This is a genomic window from Corticimicrobacter populi, assembly GCF_003123725.1.
In the GTDB taxonomy this organism is placed as follows: domain Bacteria; phylum Pseudomonadota; class Gammaproteobacteria; order Burkholderiales; family Burkholderiaceae_B; genus Corticimicrobacter; species Corticimicrobacter populi.
Window position 1 is genome coordinate 52,379 of the sequence record NZ_QETA01000003.1, and the last position, 21,862, is coordinate 74,240.

Here is a 21,862-nt window from a genome sequence, read left to right on the forward strand (position 1 = left end):
CTCCTGTGCTTCAATGCCGCCATGACAACTCACGCATCACCCGGCAGCCGAACCAGCCGCCATCAGATCGATCACCTTGGCGTCCTGCGCAGCCTCGGCCCTTTCCAGACGCCCTTCGACCACGGCACCGCACTCCATCTGCAGTTGCCGATAGACGATATTGCCGGTAATCCTGGCGTTGGCCTGCAACTCGAGGAAATGCTCGACCACCAGATCACCCGTAATCGTGCCATTGACCACTGCGTCATGGACACTGACGCGCCCGGTAATGCTGCCCTTGTCACTGATCACGATCAAGTTCTTCTCACCATCGATGCCGCTGACGTTGCCATCGATGCGCCCATCCACGCGCAGTCCGCCACTGAATGAAATATCACCATTGACCACAAGATTGTCGGCAATCAGGCTGGACAGCTTGGTCGTTTCCAGCATCCGCTTGCGTTTTTTGTTGAACATGCTGCCTCCCGGCCATTCTCGACCGTCCGTCGTGCGCGGTCCCACCGCGCGGGTTGTCATTCAATTTGTCTTCGGCGGGCTGCTGCCGACCGATTTGAGAAAAGCCAGTTCGGCCTGCGCTTCCTTGAGTTGCTCGCTCAAGGTCGCAATCTGGCGCTCCAGTTCCTGTCGCGTTGCGACTTCGATATCGTGATTCAGGCTTGCCTGCTCCAGCGCCTGCTGCAACCGCGACAGCGATTGCTCGGGCGTTTCTGCAGCTTGCAATGCGTCATCGGTTGTAAGCCAGGGCAAATCCGTGCGCCCCTGAGCCCACCACGCAAAGCCGCCCGCAGCCAGTGCCAGGCAGAGCACAAGCCAGCCCAAGATGGCCCGCCCCCTGCCGGAACGCCTGACCGCAAGATCAATATGTCCCGTACTCAGAGCACGACTATCAGGTTGACCTGAACCAAACATCATCTACACCTGCCTAGAAACGTGCCAGATAAACCGCCGGATCCACAAATCGCCCATCCCTGAGGATTTCAAAATGCAAATGTGGCCCGGTAGAGCGCCCTGAATTGCCGACACGTGCAATTTCCTGGCCCGGCATCACGGCCATGCCGCGACTGACCAGCAGCCGCGATGCGTGCGCATAGCGTGTCACCAGACCGGCACCATGATCGATCTCGACGGTATGTCCATACTCTCGGCGATAGCCCGCGTAGATCACCCGCCCGCCGGCGCTGGCATGAATAGGCGTACCACTGGGCGCAGGAAAATCGACGCCACTGTGGAAAGCCAGCCTGCCCCGGAACGGATCGGTACGATTGCCGAACGTCGATGTCATCCGAAAGCCGGATACCGGTGTACGCCCCGGAAACGACATATGCGCCAGGCTCAGCGAAGTCGTAGCAGCATCGAGGCCCGCCAGCAATGTGGACAGCCGATCTGCATCATCCTGAATACGCAGCAGCGTAGCAGCGACATCGGGCACGGCACCCGCACCTGGGTCTATTGGCACCGCGACGCCGCCCTGGGTGGACTCGTCCTGCATGGGATCGGATGGTATGACCTCAGCGTCCGACTGGCCGGCTTCAGGCAACGGCTCCAGCATAGGGCCGCCAGAAGGAGATCCTGGCTGAGTCTTGGCAACACGGCCACCCTCGACCTGCTCGCTCCCCTGCATACGCTCCTGAAACTCTCGGGCGGCACCCAGCCGGGCTGCCAGGCTTTGCGCCTCAAGCTCCAGTTGAACCAGCCGGCCCGACAATTCGCCCACCCGCTCGACCAGCAAACGGCCATCCTGTGCTGCAACGACTTCCGGCGCATCCTGATCCGATACAGCCTGTTCGGCAACAGATTCGATAGGCTCCAGCAACGTCGGACGCCACAACCAGCCGATCAACATACCCAGACCAAGCGCCAGCAACAGCGCGGACGTCGCCAGCCCGAGGAAAAAACGGACACTGAGAGTTCTGGTTTTTGATTTTGCCAGGGTTCGGGCGGACAGTATGACGAAAGCCAACTCGCCATCTCCTTGAGAACGCCACCCGCACGGCAGCTGAAACAAAACGGCCTGCAGGCCGGGCGCATCGCTTTTATGAGCAACTGCTCCCGATTATTACTGGTTTTAACCCCTGGAGCAAGGACATATCATGTAGATACATATGCACATTGCGCATACAGCCAGGACAACCGGCCTGTGAGCCGCCGCCACACTGCGCAAAGCAAAGCCTGTTCACAAAGAAATTCGGGCCGCAGCACGCGGTGGTGCCAAAAAACAAAATGGCCCTGATCACCAAAGCGATCAGGGCCATTGAGTATGGTTGCGGGGGCAGGATTTGAACCTACGACCTTCGGGTTATGAGCCCGACGAGCTGCCAGACTGCTCCACCCCGCGTCTGTTCTGTACGTCAAAGATGAAATTATGCACTGTTGAAATCAGCCTGTCAACCCCACCTTGATTCTTTCATGTAGAAAGTCTTGCTGGGAGACTGGAGCTTTGAAGCAGAAAGCGCAATAATACTGTTTTTATATACAGCATAAAACCATGATTGCGCCATCTGCTCCATGTCTCCATGAAATATGGCAAGCCAGTGCCACTGTCCAGTGCGGCTTTCCCAGCCCTGCCGCCGACCATGGTCAGCGTCGCATTGATCTCGCCCGCATCCTGACACCCAACCCCGAAGCCACCTTTCATCTCCGAGCACGAGGTCAGTCCATGCGCGACGCAGGCATCGACGACGGTGATGTCCTGATCGTGGACAGGTCGCTTCAGGCGACGCACGGCGACATGGTCGTCGCCGTGATGGAAGGCGAATTCACCGTCAAGTACCTGTATCAGCATCAGGGCAAGGTCATGTTGAGAGCTGCCAATCCCGCCTTCACCGATATCGCGCTGCGCGAAGGCCAGGAACTGAGTATCTGGGGAGTCGTCACATGGATCATCAAGGCAGCACATCGACACGCATCGCGCTGATCGATGGCAACAGTTTCTACTGCGCCTGTGAACGGGTCATACAGCCGGCTCTGGCAGGCAAACCGTTGATCGTGCTATCCAACAATGATGGCTGCGCCATTGCCCGCAGCAACGAGGCCAAGGCGCTCGGCATACGGATGGGCGCACCATGGTTCAGTATCCGGCACCTGGAATCCCGGGGCCTGGTGGCGAGATCCGCCAACTTTGCCCTATATGGTGACATGAGCGATCGCATGATGACCCTGATCGGCCAGTTCGCACCACATCAGGAAATTTATTCCATCGATGAATCCTTTCTCGACCTGGGCGGCCTGTCGGACACCGGGCAAGAGATCGGCCAGGCCATCCGCCATCGCATCGCACAGTGGCTCGGCCTGCCGACCTGCGTCGGCATCGGTGCCAGCAAAACACTAGCCAAACTGGCCAACCATCTGGCCAAGACCTACCCTGTCCTGCAGGGCGTCTGTGATCTTTGCGACATTGCCCCGGAACGGCGTGATCGGGCACTGGCACTGACGCCCGTCGATGCCGTCTGGGGCATCGGCCGCCGGCTCGCCCCCCGATTGCGGGCCCAGGACATCCACACGGCGCTGGACCTGGCTCGCAGCAACCCCCGAGACCTGCGCAGTGCATTTTCGAGCACCGTGGCCGATACTGCCCGGGAACTGGCCGGAGAGGCCTGCCTGGACTGGCAGGATCATCCGGAACCGCGCCGTCAGATCCTCTGCTCACGCAGCTTCGGGCAGCCCGTGACCCGGCTCGACGATCTGCTCCAGGCTATCAGCCGCTTCACCAGCCGGGCTGCCGAAAAGCTGCGGAGACAGGGTTCGTTGGCCGGCACCCTGCAGGTATTCGCGCGAACCAGTTATTTCAAGCCGGGTCGGCAACACGCCTGCAGTGCCGTTCTGCCATTGACGCCCCCCTCCGATCGGACCGACCGCCTGATTGCCGTTGCCCTCGCCGGGCTGCGTGGCGGCTATCGACCCGGCTGCAACTACGCCAAGGCCGGCGTCTGCCTGATGGATATCCAGCCCACTCATGCCCAATTTCAATATGACCTGTTTGCGCCTGCCGAGCCGCCCCGCGCCGACGACAGGACCATGCTGGCACTGGATCGAATCAATGCCCGCTTTGGCGCGGATACACTGCAGATCGCCAGCGCCCTGCACGATCATGATGCTCCCTGGCTGATGCGCCAGGAACGTATGTCGCCACGGGCCACGACCTGCTGGAACGAGTTGATCGAAATACGCTGTTGATGGCAGTATGCCTGCCCCGCACCATCTTTCCCCTTTTGCATTTTTACTGATGCCCTGTCTGATCACTGCCCCGACATGTATGCTTGCCCATAGACTGTGCCTGCTTCTGCTTGCCATCCTCCTACCCTGCGCGGCACTTGCCGCGCCTCCCGACTTCGAACAGGCCAAGATCGAATCCCGCCAGCATGTCTATCATGATCGCAACCAAGGCGTAGGTGGTGATCTCTATTGCGGCTGCGACTGGCGCTGGACCGGCCGTTCTGGCGGACGCATGGAGCCGACCTCGTGCGGCTACAGCACGCGCGCCCAGCCCCAGCGAGCCGAACGGCTCGAATGGGAACATATCGTGCCAGCCAGCAATTTCGGGCGGGCCCGTCAGTGCTGGCAGCAGGGTGGCCGTGGGCACTGCCAGCAGACCGACCCGGTATTCAACGCCATGGAAGCCGATATGCACAACCTCACTCCTGTCGTGGGCGAAGTCAATGGTGACCGGCAAAATTTTCCATTCGGCCCTGTCGCGAACAATCAGGCCGACTACGGTGCCTGTTCTTTTCGGATCGATTTCCGACAGCGTACCGCTGAGCCGCCAGACAGTGCCAAAGGGTTGCTGGCGCGGGTCTACTTCTACATGCATGACCGCTACAACCTGCCGATGTCGCGCCAGCAGGCACGCCTGCTGATGACATGGGATCGCCAGTTCCCGGTCGATGCCGCCGAGCGGGAGCGCGACCAGCGCATCGCGACACGCATGGGCCACGGCAATCCGTTCGTCAGTGGCGCACGGCAATGGTCGGAGGGCCATCGCAACAGCGGCGAAGGCCTCAGGAATAGCGCGCAAGGCCATATTCGGAGCACACCGGCCAGCAGCACCTCAACGGCCTCACAGATGAGAGTGGCACCCGCATCGGCATCCAGCCATGTCAGCACGACCTCGGTACGCGGCAACCGCAGAAGCCAGGTGTATCACCTGCCGCAGGGCTGCCCAGGCTACAGCCGCATGGCACAGCACAACATCATCGAGTTCGACAGTGAAAACGCCGCCCGGGCCGCCGGTTTCAGGCGGGCAGGCGACTGCCGGTAAAGGCATCGGAACAGCCTTGAGGCATTGACCCAAGGCATATCGACTACAGCCGAACCTGCGTCGCCTTGAGCACGCGACCACGCGGCTGATCGGCCCTGGGACGGATCAGGTACGGCACGAAGCGCCACAGGTACAGCACCAAGGACACGATCCAGGCGCAGGCTGCCGCGTGCAGCAACGGTATCGCCGGAGCAGCGGGCAGCAGTGCCAGAAGCCGCAGCACGAATGCCAGCACCATCAGCAGATAACTCGTCACCATGCTGCGGTCGGTCTTGAGTGGACGCCCGAGATGCCCCAGCGCCGTGCGCGTGACCATGCCGATAATCAACAAGGTAAAGCCACCGATGCCGATCACATGCACCGGCCATGCAACGCGGATTTCCCATCCTGCACGCTGCCCCGCTTCGACCAGCAAGCCGGCTCCCAGCATGGCGTAACCCAGATAGAGAATCCACAGCAGCGGCACACGGCGCACGGCCAGCGGTTTCCAACTCAGCCACTGCCAGAGCGAAATCCCCCCAGCACCGAGCAGGGCCAATGCCGTCACGACATCCCACTGCAGCAGGTTGGCGACCAGTGCACATGCCGTCAGATAGAGTTGCCACTGCCCGCTGCGCACGTGCATGGGAATCTCCAGCCCCTGGACCCCTCGTGATGCAAAGAACGGAATCACGCGCCGCGCCACCAGCAATGCAATCAGGGCCATGCTCAGCAAGCCCTGGTTGAAGCGTTCCATCAACGCGGCATAATCGCCGCGCCAGGCCTCAAGGAGAAACAAAGCATCCGCGATTCCCAGCGCCAGTATCAGCAACGGCACGGCATAGTTACGCCGATTGCGGGTGCCATAGATCGCCCGCCCCACAGCCCACGCCGCACCGGCGTAAAACAGCAGTTCACAGGCTGCCCCGACCAGAAAGGCCGCATCGCCATGCAGCAGAAAAGCGATCCGGGCCACCAGCCAAAGCAGCACCAACCCGCCCAGCTTGCGCCCGCTCAGAGGATTGACCCCTGTCCAATTGTTGACCGCCGTCAGCAAAAACCCCACGGCAATGGTGGCGATGAACGCCCACAGCATTTCATGGGCATGCCAGACCACGCCAAACAGACGCGACGTCAGCCAGCCCGGCGCATACATCCAGACCGCCAGCGACACGGCAGCCCAGGCGCAGCCCCCCATGTACAACGGCCTGAATCCCAGTTCGAGGAAGGCCCGCCACTGCGGACGCGACGGAGACGGCTCAGGTTCGTGAATATGCAGAAGTTCGCTCATATGGATTTCCTATCGATATGAGCATCATCACACGAGGCGTACCGTATCGTGATTGATGTAAGGCAAGTTGCCAATGCGATCAGCGCTGCTTGATCAAGGCCAGCACATCCCTGAATTTCGGGTTTTCACAATGATGCAGCCACTCGAACAGCACCATCTCGGCCGTGGCGATCTCGATGCCATGCCCCTGGGCTCGCTGCAATGCGATGGCATGGTCAACCGGTCGGCGCGAACTGCTACCGTCGGCAAGCAATACCACCCGATGGCCCGCCACACGCAGCCCCAGGGCAGTCTGCAAGACGCAGACATGGGCTTCCCAGCCTGCCAGCAAAAAAGTACTGCGCTCCGGCGGCAGTACAACACCAAAGCCAGGTTCCTCGATTGCGCTGAAATGGATCTTGGGAAATACCAGATCAGCCAGCCCGTCCAGTGCCGGCACCGTAGGGCCGATCTTGTCGGCCTGATGCTCGGTCACGACAACCGGCACCTTCAGCAAGCGCGCCGCACGAGCCAGCATGGAGGCACACGCGACAGTGGCGGTGCCATCATGCATGGCGGGCATCAGTTTTTCCTGAAAATCGATCAGCAGCAACACACTGTCATCGGCCCAGATTGTCATCAGCCCGCCTCCTTGCGGTTTTTACTTGAGCGACTTGTAGCGCAGGCGCTTCGGCTTGGCTCCCTCCTCGCCCAAGCGGCGTACCTTGTCGGCTTCATATTCCTGGTAGTTACCGTCGAAGAATACTGCCTGCGAGTCGCCTTCAAAAGCGAGAATATGGGTCGCAATCCGATCCAGGAACCAGCGATCGTGGCTGATCACCAGCACCGTACCGGCAAATTCAAGCAAGGCATCCTCAAGTGCGCGCAGGGTTTCGACATCCAGATCGTTGGAAGGCTCATCGAGCAGCAGCACGTTGCCGCCGGCAATCAGCGTCTTGGCCAGATGCAGCCGACCACGCTCCCCCCCGGAAAGCTGACCGACCTGCTTGCTCTGATCGCTGCCCTTGAAATTGAAGCGGCCCAGATAGGCACGCGCCGGCATTTCGAACTTGCCCACGGTGAGCAGATCAGCCCCGTCGGCAATCGAGTCGAACACGGTTTTGTCGTCAGGCAGCGAATCGCGCGACTGATCAACGTGGGAAATCTTGACCGTGGCACCGATCTTGACCTCGCCACTGTCCGGTTGCTCCTTGCCGGCCAGCATGCGGAACAGCGTGGACTTACCCGCCCCGTTGGGGCCGATGATGCCGACGATGGCACCGGCCGGCACCTTGAAGCTGAGATTGTCGATCAGCAGGCGGTCGCCATAGCCCTTGCTGACACCATCGAACTCGATGACTTCGTTGCCCAGGCGATCCGCCACCGGGATGAAGATTTCCTGGGTTTCGTTGCGCTTCTGGTATTCATGGGAACTGAGCTCCTCGAAGCGCGCCAGACGCGCCTTGGCCTTGGCCTGGCGGCCCTTGGGATTTTGGCGTACCCACTCCAGTTCCTTGCGGATGGTCTTCTGGCGGGCGGATTCGGCGGCCTCTTCCTGCTTGAGGCGGTCTTCCTTTTGCTCCAGCCAGGAACTGTAGTTGCCCTTCCAGGGAATGCCATGACCTCGATCCAGCTCAAGGATCCATTCGGCCGCATTGTCGAGGAAGTAGCGATCGTGGGTGACGGCCACCACGGTGCCGGGATACTTGTGCAAAAACTGCTCCAGCCACTCGACGCTCTCGGCATCAAGGTGGTTGGTCGGCTCATCCAGCAGCAGCATGTCAGGCTTGGACAGCAGCAGGCGGCACAGTGCCACGCGACGCTTTTCACCACCGGACAGGTTGCCGACCACGGCATCCCAGGGAGGCAAGCGCAGCGCATCGGCGGCGATCTCGAGCTGATGCTCGATATCATCGGAGCCGCTGGAAGCAGCCGCCGCGATGATGGCTTCCAGTTCGGCCTGCTCGGCAGCCAGCGCATCGAAATCGGCATCCGGCTCAGCATAGGCCGCATAGACGTCATCCAGGCGCTTGCGGGCCGTGAACACATCGCCCAGACCCGCCTCGACCGCCTGGCGCACAGTGTGCGCAGGATCAAGCTGCGGTTCCTGAGGCAGGTAGCCGATATTCAGGTTAGGCATGGGCACGGCTTCGCCCTCGATCTCTTTATCGACGCCGGCCATGATCTTGAGCAGCGTGGATTTGCCCGAACCATTGAGGCCCAGCACGCCAATCTTGGCACCCGGAAAAAAAGAGAGGGAAATATTGCGCAGGATCTGGCGTTTGGGCGGCACGATCTTGCCCACGCGGTGCATGGTGAAAACGTATTGAGCCATTCGGTGGAAACTCGAAAAAACAAGGGGTTGAAGCGGCGAGTTTAGCCTATCCTGCGCGCCCTGTATCATTGCGGTCTGGCCCACACTGCGGAATTCTGTCTACCATGTCTGCCGACCTCACCCCAAACTCCGATCTGCCTGACGCTCGCCAGGAAAACCTGACCTTTACCTCCGATGAACTGACGCTGCTGGCCCGCACCGCCGATGCCCTGACCGCCTACTCGGGCAAATCGGTCCTGGCCGAACATGGCACCTTCGAGGACGGCGGAGCCTGGGTCATCTTCGCCATTCCGCTGAGTGTCGAGGAAAAGGTCGAAAAAGGCACGACGACTGTCCAGATGGGCGGTCCCGGCACGCTCTGGCTGGGCAACGCCGGCGGGCTCAATCCCGGCCCTGACGACGTGTACGAATGCCGCTACATCTGGTCGATCCAGATCACCGACGACGAAGGCGCACGCTTCGTCAAGCTGGATGAAGACGGCGAGGCGGCAGCCTGGTCGGACTTCCTGCCGGATCTGCTGCCTTTTGCCGCGGGAGCCGACGCGCAGATCCTGCCGCCGGACGAGGACGACGATGAGGACGATCGATGAAAAGCGCGCTTTTCATCGATTTCGACAATGTCTATTCCTGCCTGAAGCAGCTTGATCTCACGTATGCAGAGCGCTTTGCCCAGCAACCTGCAGCCTGGCTGTCGTGGCTGGTCGATGCGCTGCAACTGCCTGACGGCGCACCTGCCGATGCCAAACGACGCATCCTGGTACGCCGTTGCTATCTCAATCCACAGGTCTACCAACAGTTTCGTGCCCGCTTCAATATGGCTGGCTTTGAGATTGTCGATTGCCCCGCACTGACCAGCGGCGGCAAAACCAGCACCGATATCCATATGGTGCTGGATATTGTCGATCTCCTGCAGCATGAAGCGCACTACGACGAATTCATCGTTTTTTCCGCCGATGCGGATTTCACGCCAGTATTGCGCCGCCTGCGTCGATGGGACAGACGTACCACCGTGCTGGCGGTCGGATTCCCCTCTGCCGCATATCGCGCCTCGGCAGACCTGCTGATCAATCCCGACGATTTCATCCGCTATGGCCTGGGTATCGACGATGAGCCAGAACCCGCAACGGTGCCCATGGATATCGGCGCTGACGTAGAGGATCTGATCAGATCGCATCTGCAGCAAACGCAAAGAAACATTTCGTGTGCGCACATGGCCAACCTGATTATCCAGAAGTATCCGCAACTGGCCACAGACTGGAATGGACACGGCACATTCCGAAAATTCTCCGAAACACTGGATATCGAACCATTCACTTTCGAATGGAATGCCTCAGGTGGGCGGTTGCTTGCCGTGGATGCAGATACAGCGGATACCCTTCCCCACGAAGGCTGGGAAACAACACCGCATCTTTATGACATCGTCAGCCGTATCCACGAAGCCACCGATATCCCCTTGCTGCCGCCTGGCAAATATCGTCTTCTGATCTCCCTGCTCTCCCGGGATGTGGCATCGCACCCTTTCAATCTCGTGGAAACCAGCAAACGCCTGCGAGATGCCAGCAAGGACGCTGCACAGCCCATCAGCCGCTCGGCCATACAGCATGTGCTGCGCGGCATCCTCTTTCGCGGACACGCCTTCGAGCGTGGTCCCAACGATCCTTCGACACTGCAGCAGAAGCTGACGGACAACATCCGTTCGCTGTGCCTTCGCGAACAGATCATCCTGGACACCGAGACAGAGGCAGCCATCCAGGCCTGGATACCGGCAACCTGAGCCCCACGTTTTTGTTACTGCGTTCCGGCGCTACCCCTCTGCCAAGGGGGCGCTTTTTGCCCAGGAACGGCCCGACGAAAAAAAAAGCCGCGATGAACGCGGCTTTTTTTATTCAGGCGAGTCGATATCAGACGCGCTTGACCTTTTCCAGCATCTTGAAGACGCCCTTGGGGGCGTTGATGAACAGACGCTTGAACGTCTTGCCCAGGCAACGACGTTCGAGGGTATTGCGACGCGTACGCTTGATTTCAGCCATGATGAGCTCCGTAAAGACAAGGGCAGACTGGAAAGCGGCCCCGCTTGCTGTTGTGACGATAAAACGTCGATTCTAGCATTTCTGCTGGCTTTCATGGAATCTTTTTCATCCGTGTGTTGGCAGCGTGCATACAAAAAATGCTAGAATGGGCGGTTATCTACGGATACGTGGTCAGCCTTGCTGCACCAGCCTGGCAGGCGCAATATTTTCAGCGCGGACCGGCGACCCATTTTCTCAATCAGGAACGTTCATACCATGAAAGAAGGCATTCACCCCGAATACCGCGAAGTCGTTTTCCTCGACCAGCAAACCGGCAGCAAGATCATCACCCGTTCGACCGTCAACACGCGCGAAACCGTCGAGATCGATGGCAAGAGCTACCCGCTCTTCAAGTGCGACGTGACTGCCGAATCGCACCCCTTCTACACTGGCGCCCAGACCCGCATCGTCGATGCCGGCCGCGTCGAGAAGTTCCGTGCCCGTTTCGCTCGTACCACCGGCGCAGTCAGCAAGGCTTCCTGATCCGGAACCTGGAAACGCCTTACGGCGTATCCCGTTGCAAAGGCAGCCCCGCAGCGGCTGCCTTTTTTATTTGAAGTCGGATAAATTAGCGCCGTGTCTCCCCTATATCGCTCCACACCGGCCCGCCTGACCGCCCCGGCCACGACCAAACTGCCGCGCCTGGCGCTGTACGCATTGCTGCTGGCCTATATCGTGGCGGGTCTGTTCATGCGCGACCCCTGGAAAAGTGATGACCTGATCGGCATGGCCACCATGCTGGACAATGCCCGCGAAGGGGGACAGGCATGGCTGCTACCGCGCATCGGCGACATGGCTCACGCCCAGAACGGGCCGCTTTCCGCCTGGGCTGGCGGGCTGTTTGCCGTGCTGTTCGGTGGCTGGCTGGGAGAAGTCACTGCTGCCCGGTTGCCCAATATTCTCTGGTTCCTGCTTTGCGCCGCAGGCCTCTGGTATGGTGCCTACCTGATCGGCCGCCGGCCCGAGGCCCAGCCGCTGGCCCTGCCCTTCGGCGGCGAGCCCAACGAGCGCGACTATGGTCGCATGATTGCCGATGCGGCACTGCTGCTGCTGTTGGCCACGGCCGGCATCCTGATACACGTTCACGAAACCGGCATCGTGCCAGCCCTGCTGGCCTGCAATGCACTGGCCTTCTACGGCCTGACACGCATGCTCGACAAGCCGCTCAACGGTGCCATCTTCCTGGGGCTCGGTCTGGCCGGCGCATGCCTGGCTCGAGGCCTGCCCGGCGTGCTACCGCTGCTGCTGGCACTGCCTTTCATTTTCCGTCCCGGCTGCCTGCTGTGGCACAGACTCAAATGGCTGGCCCTCGGCCTGGCCATCGCTGCCCTGCCCGTCATTGCCTGGCTGCTGGCGGCCAGCGCCCAGGGCGCACGCGGCGAGTACTGGATCGACAGTTGGCTGCAATGGAATCTTGACTACTATGGCCTGCCCACCTTCAAGGGCAGCATCGGCGGCCTGCGCGACCTGAGCTGGTTCCTGTGGCCTACCTGGCCACTGGCGGCACTGGCTATTTCGCGCTGGCGCGGCTGGTACAACGCCCCCCACATCGCCATTGCCCTCGGCCTGCTGGCGGCAGGACTGCTGAGCCTGCTGGTCGTGCCAACCCCGGGGGAGCTTGATTTCATCGCACTGGTCGTGCCAGCGGCAGCACTGGCCGCCTTCTCCCTGCCGACGCTGCGCAGGGGCATCGTCAACACCCTGGACTGGTTCGCAGTGATGTGCTTCTCGCTCACTGCCGTCACGGTCTGGCTGGGCTGGATTGCCCTGCACCTGGGCTGGCCACCCAAGATCGCGCACAATATCGCCCGTCAGACCACCGGCTTCGATCCCTCCATGGACTGGCTGCCCACCCTGCTGGCGATCCTGATCAGCCTGGGCTGGGTTGCACTGCTGCGCTGGCGCTTCAAGGCCCGCCCGACCGCCCTGTGGCGTGGCACCATCCTCTCGGCTGGCGGCCTGGCCACGACCTGGCTGCTGCTGGTCCTGCTGTGGCTACCGGCCATCGACTATGCCCGCAGCTATCGAGCCGTTTCCGCCGAGCTGGCGCAGACTGCCGCCCGCGAAATCGGCCCCGGCGAATGCATCCGTGCCGTCAATCTGGGCACCAGCCAACGCGCGGCCTTCTACGTGTTCGACAAACAGTCGTTCTCCTACGACAGCCGCTGCAACTTCGTGCTGGTGCAGACCTCCCGCTCCGCCATGGAGGAAGGCCGGGCTCCGCACGCCGATGCCCAGCACGTACTCTGGGAAGGTGCACGCGCCGCCGACCGGCACGAACTGTTCAGGCTGCTGCGCCTGCGCTGATCCGGACCGCCCCGCATGAATCACCCTCACGATTCCGCCGGCATCGGTGCCGCCATGCGGCGCATCGTCAAGCAGGCCTGGCCCGTACTGATCTCGCAATGGGCCAGCATGGCCTATGCCGTGCTCGATACCGCCATGACCGGCCACGCCTCATCGGATGCGCTGGCGATCATGGGACTTTCGATTTCCGTCTACGTGACCGTGTTCGTCGGCCTGATGGGCGTCCTGCACGCACTGATTCCGATCCTGGCGCAACACTATGGAGCCGGCCGCCTGCACGAAGTCGGCCGAGCCTGGGGGCAGGGTGTCTGGCTGGCGCTGGCGCTGTCGGTGCTGGGTATCGCGCTGATGCTGTTCCCGAACATCTGGCTGGCCTTCTCGGGCGACGTCGAGCCTGCCGTACGCCAGGGTATGGCCAGCTACCTGCAGGCACTGTGCCTGGCCTTGCCCGCCGCACTGGTTTTTCGCACCATCTATGCGCTGGGCACCTCGGTTTCGCGCCCGCAGGTGGTCATGATCATCAATCTGATCGGCCTGGTCTGCAAGGCCTTCTTCAACTGGCTGCTGATCTACGGCAAATTCGGCCTGCCGGCACTGGGTGCCACCGGTGCCGGCCTGTCCAGCGCCCTGGTGGCCTGGATCACGCTGGCGCTGGGCTTCGGCTACCTGCGTCGCAATACCTGGTACCTGCAATTCAACCTGACACTGGGCCGTCCCCGCTGGCGCGACCAGCAGGAATTGCTGCGCCTGGGCCTGCCCATGGGCGGCTCCTACCTGGTGGAAGTCTGCGCCTTCACCTTCATGGCGCTGCTGGTGGCACGCGAAGGCGTATACGCAGTCGGCGCACAGCAGATCATGTCCAACCTGGCAGCACTCTGCTTCATGATGCCCATGTCGATCGGCGTGGCCACTGCATCGCTGGCCGCGCAGGCCATCGGTGCCGGTCGCCACGATGCCGCGCGCCGCATTTCATACGCAGGCCTGTCTGCGGCCATCATCGGTGCCGTCCTGACCGCATTGCTGCTGACCACCCAGCGCGAAACCATCGTGGCGCTCTACACCGACGACGCCGAGGTGGCCGTGATGGCCCTGGCATTGCTGCAGATCATCCCGGTCTTCCACCTGTGCGACACGCTGCAATGCGTGAACTCGTATATCCTGCGCGCCTACAAGATTGCGGTAGTGCCGCTGCTGCTGCAGATCGTGGCTTTGAGCGGCTTTGGCCTGCTGGGCGGCTGGTGGCTGGGTTTCGGCCCCGCCCAGGGTGCCCTGGCGCCATTGACCGACCTGCTGATGGCGGGCGCGCCGATAGGTGCCAGTGCGATGTGGCTGATGGCGACGCTGGGATTGCTGCTGTCGGCCACCTTGCTGCATGTCTGGTTCCGGCGCGTGGCACCTTGAGGGGGGTAGCCACGGCGTGAGTTATTTGACCTTCGCATTCGCAATGCGAAGGTCGGGAGTTCGATCCTCCTCCGCTCCACCAAAATTCCCAGTTAAAACAAGGCACTACGTTTAGCGATGTAGTGCCTTGTTTTGCATTTCAGGGCAGGTTTTGCCACAACAGGTGTGGCAAAATTGTGGCAAGCCACCGCGCCCCGCAGCGGGTTTTCGTCACGCGCAATGCATGACAACGCACGAAGCTGTTGCTAACATACCCCCTATCGAGAAATTCGGTTTGCCACGCGCTGAAGACGTTGTGAACGGCTCCGAGAAAAAAGCAAAGGATGGATGCGGGTAGCGCCGCTCACACTCCACCAAGCGAGAGCCACGGATTGTTCAGCAGCACCCACTGTAAGCGGATCGGTGGGAACGCCAGAAAGGATGCGCCAAGCATCGCCAGTCGATACCCCCGCCGGTCAGAATGGGGCCGGTTAAACAAAGGTCGGTATCGCCACGGAAAGCGGGCAAGCAACTTGGGGCACAACCCCACCGAGTCTTTTCCGATGCGATGCCGGTCGCAGCGGCTCAGTAGAGCAAGGGCGTGGTCGGCTAGGTCTGGATTCGGGGCCGTGGACTCATTCGAACTTGACCGACATATGTCGGTCGGGATCGGAGACGTTCGCCATGAAACCTCTGCTCACCGTCGAGCAACTGGCTCAGTACATACACAAATCCGTCAACAGCATCCGCAGCGATGCATGCCGCAACCCGCAATCGTTGCCGCCGATCTGCCGCCTGCCCAACACCAAGCGTCTGCTGTGGCGCATGGAAGACGTGGAAGCATGGCTTGCTGGCCACGTTGCCATCCAGGTTACGGATGCCTCCGCCACACCATCACGCACCACGCGCCGTGGCAGGCCCACCAAAGCCGAAACCGTCGCCCGCCAGCGCCAGGCGCAGGCCCAGCCAGCATTGGCGCGGGGGTGAGGCATGAAGATCCTCGACTACACGCATATCTTTGAACATGCCCCGATTGCCAGAGACATGATCTGGCCAGGATTTCAGGCTGGCAAAGTCGGTGCCCTGATCGCGCCTGGCGGCATTGGAAAGAGCACCTGGGCATTGCAGGCGGCAATGGCCGTTGCGTGCCCTGTTCCTGGTGGTGATCTGCTGAACCTGGCCCCGAGCAAGACCGGCAAGGTGTTCTACCTGGCGGCGGAAGATGACGCCCTGGAACACCATCACCGTGGCTACGCAATCCGCAAGTACCTGCCAGCGGACGCACGCGCCGCCATCGCCGCGAACTTTGCCTTGTCGCCATGCAGCCGCTTCAACATCATGGCGAACGATGACTTCACCAGCTTGCAGAAATACACGGAAGGCTACCGCCTGATCGTGCTGGATACGCTCAGCCGCATTCACCAGCTCGATGAGAACAGCAACGGCGACATGGGCTTCCTGATTGCCCGCCTGGAGTTGCTTGCCAACACCACGGGCGCTGCCGTCCTGTATGTGCATCACACCAGCAAAAGCAGCGCACGCGATGGCTTGCTCGATCAGCAGCAAGCCGCACGCGGCGCATCGGCCCTGATCGACAACGCCCGCTGGTGCGGCTACCTGGCACGCGTGACCGAAGATCAGGCCAAACGCTTCATTGACCCGCAAAGCAGCCCTGCCGCGATCGGCGCTGATCGACGCAGCGCGTTCCTCCGTTTGGGAGTATCCAAGCAGAACAACAACGCCGCACCACTGGCCCAATGGCTGGAACGCCAGGAAGACGGTGTTCTACGCCCCGTATCGCTCCAACAGGCGACAAGCAAGGCGCGTGACACCCGGAGGCTTGTCGATGGCTACTAACCTCACTCACGCCCGTCACGACCCTATGCATTGCCTTGCGCCAGGACTTTTCCGCAGCCTGAAACGCGGCGACCGCAAGAAGCTCAAGCTGGATGTGACCTATCGCTATGGCGATAACGAATGCGCCCGCTTCATCGGCTTTGAGCCGCTGGGCGCGGACGATATGCGCTTGCTCCAGGGCTTGGTGGCACTTGCTGGCCCCAATGGCGTCATTCTCACGGCAGCGCCGACAGGAGACTTGCCGAAGCAATTGCGGCTGGGCCTGTCGCCCAAGCTCGATGCCAAGGACAGTGACGGTCTGGTGGTGCGGCACCACATCACTCGATTGATGGCAGAAATCGGCTGGGATGATAGTGGCAAGAACATCCTCACAGTCAAGGCAAGCCTGGTGCGTATGTCAAACGTGACCGTCATCATCGACAGCGGCCCACATCGCGCCTCTTTCCACTTGATGAGCCATGCGTTCGATGCCGAGGACGGCAAGCTGTTCGTGTGCCTGAACCCACAGATCGCAGAGGCCGTGCTGGGACACCGACCCCACTCGCGTATCGACCTGAACGAAGTCCGCCGCCTGAACAGCGACCCGGCCAGGCTGATGCACCAACGCCTATGCGGCTGGATAGACCCAGGCAAGCAAGGCAGCGTGGAACTGGACACGCTCTGCGCCTACATCTGGCCCGACGCGGCCAATGCCGAAGCGATGAAGAAACGCCGCCAAGTGACGCGCCGCGCCCTAGTTGAACTGCACAACGTCGGTTGGGGCGTCGATGAATACAGCAAGGGGAAATGGATGCTGCGAAGGCCCGCGAAAGGGAAAACTGGCGGCGGTTCAGCCGACGTTGACCGGACTAACGTTCCCCCTTCGCCGGACTAACATTCCCCACCCTCCGGACTAACGTTCCCCTTAGGTTTCTGAAAAACACATAAAAAACATAAGGTTAGGATGGTCTTGAAAAACCGATCCATGATTTATCCAAGAGATAATCCACTAGGCGCAGGCTTTGGTAGCCTTTGCCGTTCGGCCTTTGGCCGAGGTTTTACGCCAAGGAGATGCGACAGCTTTCTACCCAAAATGGGCATTGGGCTACCAGAAAACATGGGTGAGATAACCGCTTTCCAATAGATGCTCGTAACCAGAAATTAGGCGAGCCTATCTACTGCCAACAAGCGAGGCATTAATCCCGAACCATCATGTTTGGAGCGAGTCTCGGCACCTCACGAACCGTGAACAGCAGTGCGCTTGCGATACGCAATATGTTCGATTCCGAACGCGGACAGGTACTCTGGCCGTATGAGTTCGATGATGTCGGAGTACGACACAATCGCGAACTGTGGTCCTTGCGCGTATGAGGCCACTTGGTATGGTGCAAAAAGGAACTCAATACCGTCCTCTTTTGGGATAAAGCAACAAAAATCCGCCCACTCTCTGGTCCCACTTTCAACACAATCCACGTCTAGCGGGTACGCGCTCTGGTCTTCCTCGGATTCAGACTCAACCGTCGTCAGAATTCTACGAACAATGGCTTGTAATACCGGCAGCGCATCGGTAGGAGAATTGAATATAGAGGAAATTCCGTTAATCAGGCACAACGGCTCCATGACAAACGAGTAGGTGACAAAGGACATATTTCCGTGAGCCGCGCCCGCGCCATACCAATGGATTGCGTACTGGACCGTGAGAACCTTTCCGACAACAGAGGGTTCATTACAATGCAAATCAAGTGTATCCGACCGTCTGAACTTATCCTGTCCGTAGTTGTAGAGTGATGGATCCTGCTCAAACTTCTTGGTTCGCGCCGCAAATAGATGCTTGAGCAATTCTCCCTTTATATAATCCCCTACTAATTCCAGCCCTGCATACCGGGTTGAATGGAAGGTGACAAACAGCAGTTCGATCTCATAGCCTGGTAAGCCATCCCACTCTTCACGAAACCTTTCAAACTTCCAAGTAAGCTCTCCCTTGTGCTGGATGCGTTGAGTCGCGAGGCCAAGCTTTCCGAGTTGGAATGTAAGCGCATCGCTTACACGCGAAATGCAATCCAGGTCATGTGCTGAGATGCACTGAATTCCTTTCAACTGTTCGGGAATGGGCAGTGCTTCGTCTAAAAGAATTGGAATGATATATATGTCATCGACAAGTTTTTCCGACAACTTGTCCAGCGCGACTTTGAGCTCTCGCTGGACATACCCACGTCGGCCCACGGAGGCCTCTGACAAGAAGGCGATCACTAGGCTCGATTTGTCAAGGGCGAGCTTGATCTCAAAATCCCAGTTCTGGCCAGGTTTCAGTCTTTTGCAATCGAGCCAGATGTTGAATCCGTCTCTTTCAAGGGCATCAAAGAAAGGCAGGACGCGGTCTTGGTCAACAGTTGTGTAGCTGATGAATATCTGCGGAGATTGATCTTGCACAGGTTATTCCTTCTTAGGGTCAAGGCAGCTTTGTCGCATCAGTCCTAATGGAACTAGTCCACTATGATCTGAGAATTTACTTGAATATGTGGATGGGGATAGGCGTCAATTTCGGCACCCAAGCGAACGCCAGGAATTGGGTGGAAACAGCCTGTTCATCAACCTGCCCCTCATATGTTAACAAGGTGGCTGAAAAACAGGCATTTCACTGTCACTTGACCGGGCAGACACACAGAAAATACCTGCCCCTCACATTGGCGTAAAACTGCTTTAAAACGCCTGTGGTTCGCTGCGTTGGTAGCTGCCTTGCGTCATGCAGCGTTCGACTAGGGCATCCCGATCCTTTCCTTCCGGCAGGGTCTTCCAGTAATCGGGAGAACATTCAGCACCGGCTGATGCAGCGGGAGCCGTGCCCGTGGCAGACGCACCTGGCGCAGCGACGGCTGGCGTCTGTGCAGGAGGCATAACTTCCTGCTTATCGCCACACCCCGCCAGTGCTACTGCCAGAACCCCCACCAAGACCGCACTTCTGAACCCCTGCATACTTCTTCTCCTTGACCGCATCCGCGATGCCTGAAATCAATCAACAGCCCAAATTTTAGCGGCTAAAAAATGATCAATCTCACGGGATGCTGTCCTGCCACGAAACCCACTTACCCGACACATCACCGACAGCATGAGTTTCGCTGCTCGAACGACGCCAAGTTATTGACACTTGAGGGGCGGCGGTAACGCCGTTTTCCTTAGCGTTCTTTAACCGTTTTTACAACGTTCTTTTTCCCGACATTATCTCGATTTTTTAGCGATCACTCCGATTCAAGGCCGATTTTTCATCAAAAATCATTGTTTCACCTTTGTTTTCACAGAATCGGCACTGGGTTGGCTAAAAAAATGGTGTCTGTCGATACTAAGGCTAGCTGGAATAGCGGTGGTAACGCGGGCAAGATGGGTGAAGTTAGCTAACCGGCAAGCCGGTTATCTATCTTCACTCTCCCTTATTCGCGCCGGGGGCACTCAACGGGCATCCTGCTCTGCGAGGCCGGCCAGCTACCGCTGGGCAAGGACAAGTGCATCATCACCTCGGCCTTGCCAAAATGATTTCACTAATATAAAGTGATATCAAATACAGCACATTGAGGATTTGAGTTATGGCCTCTATCACCGTCAGGAACATTCCCGAGGAAGTGCATCGCGCCATCCGGGTGCGGGCAGCCATGCACGGTCACAGCACCGAGGCAGAGGTTCGCCGTATCCTGGAGCAAGCCGCACGGCCAGAGGGTCGTATCAAGCTCGGCTCGATGCTGGCATCCATTGCCCGCGAGGCCGGTGGCTTGACCAACGCCGAAGCCGAAGCCATCAACCAGCAGCGCGACAAGACGCCTGCCGAGCCGATGAGCTTCGAATGATCGTTATCGACACCAACGTCATATCCGAACTGTGGAAGGCCGAGCCTGCGCCCCAGGTGCTGGCCTGGGTGGACGCGCAAATGATCGAAACCCTGTACCTGTCCGCCATCACAGTGGCCGAACTCCGCTTCGGCTTGGCGGCAATGCCCGCAGGCAAGCGCCGGACGACCTACCTGGATCGGTTGGAGCGTGAAGTGATCCCGGCTTTCGCAGGGCGCATCCTGCCCTTCAACCTGGACGCATCGCGGGCTTATGCTGAGCTGATGGGAGCCGCCAGGGCGGCAGGTAACGCCATAGGAAAGGCGGATGGCTACATTGCGGCCTCAGCCATTGCGCGTGGCTATACGGTTGCCACACGCGACACCAGCCCCTTTGCAGCCGCAGGGCTGGCCGTCATCAACCCTTGGGAGGGCAGTTAAGACACAGGCACACCCGCAGTACCGCAACACCACCGAAGTCCGGGCCGTCAGGCCAAGGGCGATACCGATTAGCTAGTGGCGTAGCTCTTCGATGAAAACATTGCTGTAGCCAAGCTCATGCTCGGCCACGGCGAAGCCTTACCTTTCATCGAACGGAGCACGACCATGAAAAAGCACCGCATTTACGCGGCCAAAGCTGCGCTCGTTGCCGTCCTCACCGGCAGCATCCTTACCTCCCCAGCACACGCGGGCATCCCCGTCATTGACGGCGGCAACCTCACGCAAAACATCGTGACGGCCTTGCAGCAAGTCGCCGCCGTGCAGAAGCAGATCGAGCAGTACCAGACTCAGTTGCAGCAGTACGAAAACATGCTGCAAAACACGCTGGCACCGGCTGCATACATTTGGGATCAGGCACAGACCACCATCGACCGGCTGATTGCCGCGCAGAACACGCTGGCCTATTACGAAAGCCAGCTTGGCAGCCTGGATCGCTATCTGTCCAAGTTCCAGGATATTGCCTACTACCGTAGCTCTCCATGCTTTAACGGCAGCGGCGGCTGCACACCTGCTGAGGAGGCCGCGATGGCAGAAAACCGCCGCCTGGCATCGGAGTCGCAGAAAAAGGCGAACGACGCCTTGTTCCAAACCATCAGCGACCAGCAAAAGGCATTGCGCAACGACGCACGCACGCTTGAGCGTTTGCAAACCGCAGCGCAAGGTGCCAACGGCCAGTTGCAGGCCATCGGCTATGCCAATCAGCTTGCCAGCCAACAGGCCCACCAGCTCTTGCAAATCCGCACCATGCTCACCGCCCAGCAGAACGCAGAGGCGGCACGCATCGCCGCGGAACTGGATGCCGAGGCCCAGGGCGAAGCGATGGAAGAAAGAATGCGGAAATGGGACTTCCAGCCGAGCTCACCGGATCGCTACTAAGGGAGACAGACAGATGAAAAAAACCATTCTTCTCGCCCTTGTCGTCGGCCTGGCCGGTTGCAGCGACGCGATGCCCGAACCCAACGCCGCCACCTGCGCACCTGGTGCGTATGAAGAGGCGCTGGCGGAGATCAGGAGCAAGTCCCACCGCCTGGCTTTCACGGAGGAATGCAAGAGCTTCCAGCGTGCCGAGAACATGCGGAAATGGGAGTTCAAACCCAGTTCACCTGATCGCTACTGA

The 21,862-nt window shown here is 59.7% G+C and carries 24 protein-coding genes and 1 tRNA gene; 15 read left to right on the forward strand and 10 right to left on the reverse strand.

Translation table 11 applies throughout. The features are described 5' to 3' along the window. Window positions 1-36: 36 nt before the first annotated feature. From DD235_RS08165 to DD235_RS08180, 4 genes are all read right to left on the reverse strand, one after another. Entirely contained in the window at window positions 37-456 is a 420-nt protein-coding gene (locus DD235_RS08165; RefSeq protein WP_109061937.1) for a bactofilin family protein, read from the reverse strand. A 60-nt stretch (window positions 457-516) separates the two neighbouring features. Next, window positions 517-819: a hypothetical protein gene (locus tag DD235_RS08170; protein ID WP_109061592.1), complete on the reverse strand. Its 303-nt coding sequence runs from the start codon at window positions 817-819 to the stop codon at window positions 517-519. A 103-nt stretch (window positions 820-922) separates the two neighbouring features. Next, window positions 923-1,960: a M23 family metallopeptidase gene (locus DD235_RS08175; RefSeq protein WP_109061593.1), complete on the reverse strand. Its 1,038-nt coding sequence runs from the start codon at window positions 1,958-1,960 to the stop codon at window positions 923-925. Between the two features lie 298 nt (window positions 1,961-2,258). Next, a tRNA-Met gene (locus DD235_RS08180) sits at window positions 2,259-2,335 on the reverse strand. A 150-nt stretch (window positions 2,336-2,485) separates the two neighbouring features. Between DD235_RS08180 and DD235_RS08185 the strand changes: the two genes are divergently transcribed. From DD235_RS08185 to DD235_RS08195, 3 genes are all read left to right on the forward strand, one after another. Then, window positions 2,486-2,914, forward strand: a complete 429-nt coding sequence (locus DD235_RS08185) for a LexA family protein (protein WP_109061594.1) — start codon at window positions 2,486-2,488, stop codon at window positions 2,912-2,914. After that, window positions 2,875-4,173 carry a Y-family DNA polymerase gene (locus tag DD235_RS08190; RefSeq protein WP_109061595.1) on the forward strand — a complete coding sequence of 433 codons (1,299 nt, stop codon included), beginning with the start codon at window positions 2,875-2,877 and terminating at the stop codon, window positions 4,171-4,173. Before DD235_RS08185 ends, DD235_RS08190 begins: the two co-directional genes overlap by 40 nt. Window positions 4,174-4,252: 79 nt before the next feature. Beyond that, window positions 4,253-5,254, forward strand: a complete 1,002-nt coding sequence (locus DD235_RS08195; protein WP_109061596.1) for an endonuclease — start codon at window positions 4,253-4,255, stop codon at window positions 5,252-5,254. A gap of 43 nt (window positions 5,255-5,297) precedes the next feature. On the opposite strand, the gene DD235_RS08200 is transcribed toward DD235_RS08195, so the two are convergent. The 3 genes from DD235_RS08200 to ettA all read right to left on the reverse strand — a co-directional run bounded on the left by DD235_RS08200 (window position 5,298) and on the right by ettA (window position 8,838). Further along, the gene (locus tag DD235_RS08200; RefSeq protein WP_109061597.1) at window positions 5,298-6,524 is read right to left on the reverse strand and encodes an NnrS family protein; all 1,227 of its coding nucleotides are present in this window, start codon (window positions 6,522-6,524) and stop codon (window positions 5,298-5,300) included. 79 nt (window positions 6,525-6,603) lie between these two features. Continuing rightward, window positions 6,604-7,143 (reverse strand): isochorismatase family protein, encoded by a 540-nt coding sequence (locus tag DD235_RS08205; protein ID WP_109061598.1) that lies wholly within the window; start codon window positions 7,141-7,143, stop codon window positions 6,604-6,606. A 21-nt stretch (window positions 7,144-7,164) separates the two neighbouring features. Further along, window positions 7,165-8,838, reverse strand: coding sequence for an energy-dependent translational throttle protein EttA (ettA, locus tag DD235_RS08210; RefSeq protein WP_109061599.1), 1,674 nt, complete (start codon window positions 8,836-8,838; stop codon window positions 7,165-7,167). Window positions 8,839-8,942: 104 nt separating this feature from the next. Between ettA and DD235_RS08215 the strand changes: the two genes are divergently transcribed. Then, window positions 8,943-9,428, forward strand: a complete 486-nt coding sequence (locus DD235_RS08215; RefSeq protein ID WP_109061600.1) for a hypothetical protein — start codon at window positions 8,943-8,945, stop codon at window positions 9,426-9,428. Then, entirely contained in the window at window positions 9,425-10,612 is a 1,188-nt protein-coding gene (locus DD235_RS08220; protein WP_109061601.1) for an NYN domain-containing protein, read from the forward strand. Before DD235_RS08215 ends, DD235_RS08220 begins: the two co-directional genes overlap by 4 nt. A gap of 127 nt (window positions 10,613-10,739) precedes the next feature. On the opposite strand, the gene DD235_RS17145 is transcribed toward DD235_RS08220, so the two are convergent. Then, window positions 10,740-10,868, reverse strand: coding sequence for a hypothetical protein (locus DD235_RS17145; RefSeq protein WP_275667547.1), 129 nt, complete (start codon window positions 10,866-10,868; stop codon window positions 10,740-10,742). A 255-nt stretch (window positions 10,869-11,123) separates the two neighbouring features. Between DD235_RS17145 and DD235_RS08225 the strand changes: the two genes are divergently transcribed. From DD235_RS08225 to repC, 6 genes are all read left to right on the forward strand, one after another. Continuing rightward, complete coding sequence (locus tag DD235_RS08225; RefSeq protein ID WP_109061602.1) at window positions 11,124-11,390, forward strand: type B 50S ribosomal protein L31; 267 nt, start codon at window positions 11,124-11,126, stop codon at window positions 11,388-11,390. Between the two features lie 93 nt (window positions 11,391-11,483). Beyond that, entirely contained in the window at window positions 11,484-13,214 is a 1,731-nt protein-coding gene (locus DD235_RS08230) for a glycosyltransferase (protein WP_109061603.1), read from the forward strand. 15 nt (window positions 13,215-13,229) lie between these two features. After that, window positions 13,230-14,615: an MATE family efflux transporter gene (locus DD235_RS08235; RefSeq protein ID WP_109061604.1), complete on the forward strand. Its 1,386-nt coding sequence runs from the start codon at window positions 13,230-13,232 to the stop codon at window positions 14,613-14,615. 663 nt (window positions 14,616-15,278) lie between these two features. After that, the gene (locus DD235_RS08245; protein ID WP_109061605.1) at window positions 15,279-15,581 is read left to right on the forward strand and encodes a hypothetical protein; all 303 of its coding nucleotides are present in this window, start codon (window positions 15,279-15,281) and stop codon (window positions 15,579-15,581) included. 3 nt (window positions 15,582-15,584) lie between these two features. After that, window positions 15,585-16,451 (forward strand): helicase RepA family protein, encoded by an 867-nt coding sequence (locus DD235_RS08250; RefSeq protein WP_109061606.1) that lies wholly within the window; start codon window positions 15,585-15,587, stop codon window positions 16,449-16,451. Then, on the forward strand, window positions 16,441-17,325 hold the full coding sequence (gene repC, locus DD235_RS08255; protein ID WP_109061607.1) for a replication protein C, IncQ-type: 885 nt from the start codon (window positions 16,441-16,443) through the stop codon (window positions 17,323-17,325). The genes DD235_RS08250 and repC overlap by 11 nt, the downstream gene beginning before the upstream one ends. Window positions 17,326-17,666: 341 nt before the next feature. On the opposite strand, the gene DD235_RS08260 is transcribed toward repC, so the two are convergent. Further along, the gene (locus DD235_RS08260) at window positions 17,667-18,860 is read right to left on the reverse strand and encodes a TIR domain-containing protein (protein ID WP_109061608.1); all 1,194 of its coding nucleotides are present in this window, start codon (window positions 18,858-18,860) and stop codon (window positions 17,667-17,669) included. A 270-nt stretch (window positions 18,861-19,130) separates the two neighbouring features. Continuing rightward, complete coding sequence (locus DD235_RS08265) at window positions 19,131-19,403, reverse strand: hypothetical protein (protein ID WP_109061609.1); 273 nt, start codon at window positions 19,401-19,403, stop codon at window positions 19,131-19,133. Between the two features lie 605 nt (window positions 19,404-20,008). On the opposite strand from DD235_RS08265, the gene DD235_RS08270 reads away from it, so the two are divergent. The 4 genes from DD235_RS08270 (at window position 20,009) to trbK (ending at window position 21,862) form a co-directional block, all read left to right on the forward strand. Further along, a complete protein-coding gene (locus DD235_RS08270; RefSeq protein ID WP_109061610.1) occupies window positions 20,009-20,266 on the forward strand; it encodes a FitA-like ribbon-helix-helix domain-containing protein in 258 nt (85 codons plus the stop codon). Further along, window positions 20,263-20,685 carry a type II toxin-antitoxin system VapC family toxin gene (locus tag DD235_RS08275; RefSeq protein ID WP_109061611.1) on the forward strand — a complete coding sequence of 141 codons (423 nt, stop codon included), beginning with the start codon at window positions 20,263-20,265 and terminating at the stop codon, window positions 20,683-20,685. The genes DD235_RS08270 and DD235_RS08275 overlap by 4 nt, the downstream gene beginning before the upstream one ends. A gap of 165 nt (window positions 20,686-20,850) precedes the next feature. Next, window positions 20,851-21,621: a P-type conjugative transfer protein TrbJ gene (gene trbJ / locus DD235_RS08280; protein WP_109061938.1), complete on the forward strand. Its 771-nt coding sequence runs from the start codon at window positions 20,851-20,853 to the stop codon at window positions 21,619-21,621. A 13-nt stretch (window positions 21,622-21,634) separates the two neighbouring features. Then, complete coding sequence (gene trbK / locus DD235_RS08285) at window positions 21,635-21,862, forward strand: entry exclusion lipoprotein TrbK (RefSeq protein ID WP_109061612.1); 228 nt, start codon at window positions 21,635-21,637, stop codon at window positions 21,860-21,862.

Bases quoted from the DNA above. Each gene is read 5' to 3' on its own strand.
- DD235_RS08250 (WP_109061606.1), top strand. From the start codon at position 15,585: ATGAAGATCCTCGACTACACGCATATCTTTGAACATGCCCCGATTGCC.
- trbJ (WP_109061938.1), top strand. From the start codon at position 20,851: ATGAAAAAGCACCGCATTTACGCGGCCAAAGCTGCGCTCGTTGCCGTC.
- DD235_RS08200 (WP_109061597.1), bottom strand. From the start codon at position 6,524: ATGAGCGAACTTCTGCATATTCACGAACCTGAGCCGTCTCCGTCGCGT.
- DD235_RS08265 (WP_109061609.1), bottom strand. From the start codon at position 19,403: ATGCAGGGGTTCAGAAGTGCGGTCTTGGTGGGGGTTCTGGCAGTAGCA.
- DD235_RS08225 (WP_109061602.1), top strand. From the start codon at position 11,124: ATGAAAGAAGGCATTCACCCCGAATACCGCGAAGTCGTTTTCCTCGAC.
- repC (WP_109061607.1), top strand. From the start codon at position 16,441: ATGGCTACTAACCTCACTCACGCCCGTCACGACCCTATGCATTGCCTT.
- DD235_RS08245 (WP_109061605.1), top strand. From the start codon at position 15,279: ATGAAACCTCTGCTCACCGTCGAGCAACTGGCTCAGTACATACACAAA.
- DD235_RS17145 (WP_275667547.1), bottom strand. From the start codon at position 10,868: ATGGCTGAAATCAAGCGTACGCGTCGCAATACCCTCGAACGTCGTTGC.
- DD235_RS08275 (WP_109061611.1), top strand. From the start codon at position 20,263: ATGATCGTTATCGACACCAACGTCATATCCGAACTGTGGAAGGCCGAG.
- trbK (WP_109061612.1), top strand. From the start codon at position 21,635: ATGAAAAAAACCATTCTTCTCGCCCTTGTCGTCGGCCTGGCCGGTTGC.
- DD235_RS08205 (WP_109061598.1), bottom strand. From the start codon at position 7,143: ATGACAATCTGGGCCGATGACAGTGTGTTGCTGCTGATCGATTTTCAG.
- DD235_RS08270 (WP_109061610.1), top strand. From the start codon at position 20,009: ATGGCCTCTATCACCGTCAGGAACATTCCCGAGGAAGTGCATCGCGCC.
- DD235_RS08235 (WP_109061604.1), top strand. From the start codon at position 13,230: ATGAATCACCCTCACGATTCCGCCGGCATCGGTGCCGCCATGCGGCGC.
- DD235_RS08195 (WP_109061596.1), top strand. From the start codon at position 4,253: ATGCTTGCCCATAGACTGTGCCTGCTTCTGCTTGCCATCCTCCTACCC.
- DD235_RS08220 (WP_109061601.1), top strand. From the start codon at position 9,425: ATGAAAAGCGCGCTTTTCATCGATTTCGACAATGTCTATTCCTGCCTG.
- DD235_RS08185 (WP_109061594.1), top strand. From the start codon at position 2,486: ATGATTGCGCCATCTGCTCCATGTCTCCATGAAATATGGCAAGCCAGT.
- DD235_RS08215 (WP_109061600.1), top strand. From the start codon at position 8,943: ATGTCTGCCGACCTCACCCCAAACTCCGATCTGCCTGACGCTCGCCAG.
- DD235_RS08190 (WP_109061595.1), top strand. From the start codon at position 2,875: ATGGATCATCAAGGCAGCACATCGACACGCATCGCGCTGATCGATGGC.
- DD235_RS08165 (WP_109061937.1), bottom strand. From the start codon at position 456: ATGTTCAACAAAAAACGCAAGCGGATGCTGGAAACGACCAAGCTGTCC.
- ettA (WP_109061599.1), bottom strand. From the start codon at position 8,838: ATGGCTCAATACGTTTTCACCATGCACCGCGTGGGCAAGATCGTGCCG.